Annotated in this window: 2 protein-coding genes; both read left to right on the forward strand. The window is 58.3% G+C overall.

Going from position 1 to position 2,782, the window contains the following annotated elements:
• On the forward strand, positions 1 to 2,446 hold a 2,446-nt coding region (locus tag IBX59_RS15035), incomplete at its 5' end, for an ATP-binding cassette domain-containing protein (RefSeq protein ID WP_296377021.1).
• A 38-nt stretch (positions 2,447 to 2,484) separates the two neighbouring features.
• Positions 2,485 to 2,782: iron-containing alcohol dehydrogenase (locus IBX59_RS15040; protein ID WP_296377023.1), on the forward strand; the 298-nt coding region annotated here is incomplete at its 3' end.

Genomic DNA, 2,782 nt, shown 5'->3' on the forward strand with positions numbered 1-2,782 from the left:
AAATATCACGAAACAGTTCTCGGGTATCATGGCCTTGTCGGACGTATCGGTTGATATTTATCCCGGTGAAGTTCATGCGATCCTTGGTGAAAACGGGGCGGGCAAATCGACGCTGATGAACGTGATCTCGGGCGTTCTGCAACCCCAGATTGGCAGTATTGATTTTGAGGGCGCGACGGTTTCGCCCATGACGCCGGAAAAAGCAGCATCGCTGGGGATATCGATATCATTTCAACACCCCGCGATCCTCGAAGACCTTTCGGTGCTTGAAAACCTGCGCGTGGCGCTGCCGCAATCGGTGTTCGCAGACGGCGTGGCCCCCCAGATTGCCGAAAAAATGCTGGACGACGTGGGTCTGCACGTGCCGCTGAACATGCGGGCGGCTTTGCTGACAGTTGCCCAAAAGCACTTGCTGGAGATCGCCAAAGCATTGGCGACGCGCCCCAAGGTCTTGATCCTCGATGAACCGACGGCGTCGCTGGACCAGGATGCAACGGACATGTTGTTTGGGCACATCCGCGATGTCACAGCCAAGGGCACGGCCGTTATTTATATTACACACCGTCTTGCCGAATTGCGCCAGATCGCGGATCGCGTGACCGTTTTGCGTGATGGCAAGATGCAAGGCAGCGCACTGGTGCGCGAAATTTCGGATGAAAAGCTGCTTGGCATGATCGTCGGGCGCACGCTGGCGTCGACGTTCCCACCCAAGTGTGAAGAGACTTCACCAGACATTAACTTTGCCGTGAAATCGTTCACAGGTGCCGGTTTTACAGACGTCAGTTTTGCGGTTGGATGTGGCCAGATCATCGGTGTTGCCGGTGTCGACGGGAACGGCCAAAGCGACCTGATGCGCGCCCTTGCGGGCCTGTCGTTATGGGCGGGTGAGGTCATACTGAACGGTGCGCCCCTTTCACATGCCGAACTGTCCCGCCAAACCGCGTTCATGCCGTCTGATCGCCATGCCGAAGGCGTGGCGCCGGATCTGACAGTGCGCGAAAACGCAACCTTTACAGCCCTGGACAGGTTCAGCAGCGCGGGCGTTCTGAGCCGGAAAAAAGAGGTGGCCGAGGTTTGCCGCGTTTTCGATTCCCTTTCGGTCAAAAGCGCCGGACTTGACGCCAATATCATGTCGCTCTCGGGCGGCAATCAGCAAAAGGTAGTCATGTCGCGGGCCTTGATGTCCAAACCGAGTTTCATCATCGCCGATGAACCGACCCAGGGTGTCGATGTCGGCGCGCGGTTCGAAATTTACCGCATCCTGCGCGAGGTATCGCTGTCTGGAACGCCGGTGATCGTGAACTCGTCAGATGCGTCCGAACTCGAAGGTCTGTGCGATGTCGTGATCGTCATGTCACGTGGTCACGTGGTCAAGACACTGCGCGGCGATGATGTGACCGAACAGAAGATCGTTCAGGCGGCGGTCAGCGCGGAATCCCATGTCGTGGGTGTGGGCGACGTCATTCAAAGCAAGGCCGCCAAAGGGGGCCGTCTGCGCCATTTCCTGCAATCGGACAATGCCACTGCGGTGCCGCTTGCCATCGTGATCGCCCTGCTTGCGATGTATGTGTTCGGGCAAAACGACCGATATCTATCGTTCTTCAACATCTCCAACATCCTGCTGCTGGCGACGGCGCTGGGGTTCATTGCGATGGGCCAGACCATTGCCTTGCTGATGGGCGGGATTGATCTGTCTGTCGGTCCGCTGGCCGGTTTTCTGGTTGTTGTGGCGTCCTTTTTTGTCAATGACGGGCAAACGCCTGCGATGATTGCGCTGGGCTTTGCTCTGATATTCGCAGGCGGTCTTGTTGTCGGCACCATCAACGGTGCGCTGATACGATTTGCGAATTTCACGCCGATTGCGGCGACACTGGCCATGTATATCGGCCTTCAGGGGATGAGCTTCGTGCTGCGCGATGGCCCGGGCGGCTATATCAATTTCCCGGTGATGGACGCGATCACCTACAAACTTGGCCCTATTCCTGTCGCTTTTATCGTCTTGGTCGCCTTTGCCCTGATCGGTGAATACTTTTTGCGCAAGCGCCGTGTCGGATGGACGCTGCGCGCCATCGGGTCCAACGAAGGGTCAGCGCGCCGGATGGGGATACGGATCGACCGGGCCTTTGTGCTTGGTTATATTGCGGTGTCGCTGCTCACGGCCTGCGGTGCCGTGATGCTGATGGCCCAAATTGGCGTCGGTGACCCCGCGCAGGGGGTCAGCTATACATTGGCCAGCATCACGGCCGTTGTTCTGGGTGGCACCAGCCTGCGTGGCGGGCGCGGCACGTTTATTGGCAGCGTCCTTGGCGCGGTCTTGCTGACAGAGGTGCTGAACGCGGTGTCGTTCCTGGGTCTTTCGCAAATGTATCAATACATCTTTCAGGGCGGTCTGATCCTGACCGCAGCCCTGATCTATTCCACGGCCCGCCGGCGCGCTGAAACATAAGCGCCCCGGCCCCAAACCGAAAAGAGCGGCTGATACCGATGACATCACCTTTCATCTACCAAGGCGCACCGTCGCGGGTCATATTCGGCGCAGGCACGGTTTCGCAACTGGCCGCCGAGATTGAAACGCTGGGTTGCAAGCGTGTTCTTGTCCTGTCCACCGCTTTTCAAAAAGGCGATGCGGAACAGATTGCGCGCGATATCGGACATCTTGCCGCCGGTGTGTTCGCGGATGCGACGATGCACACGCCCGTTGATGTGACGGATCACGCCATCGCGGCGTTCAAGGCCGCAGGCGCGGATGGTATCGTGTCGATCGGGGGTGGGTCGACCATCG

The sequence above is a fragment of the Yoonia sp. genome (assembly GCF_014859355.1).
Classification (GTDB): domain Bacteria; phylum Pseudomonadota; class Alphaproteobacteria; order Rhodobacterales; family Rhodobacteraceae; genus Yoonia.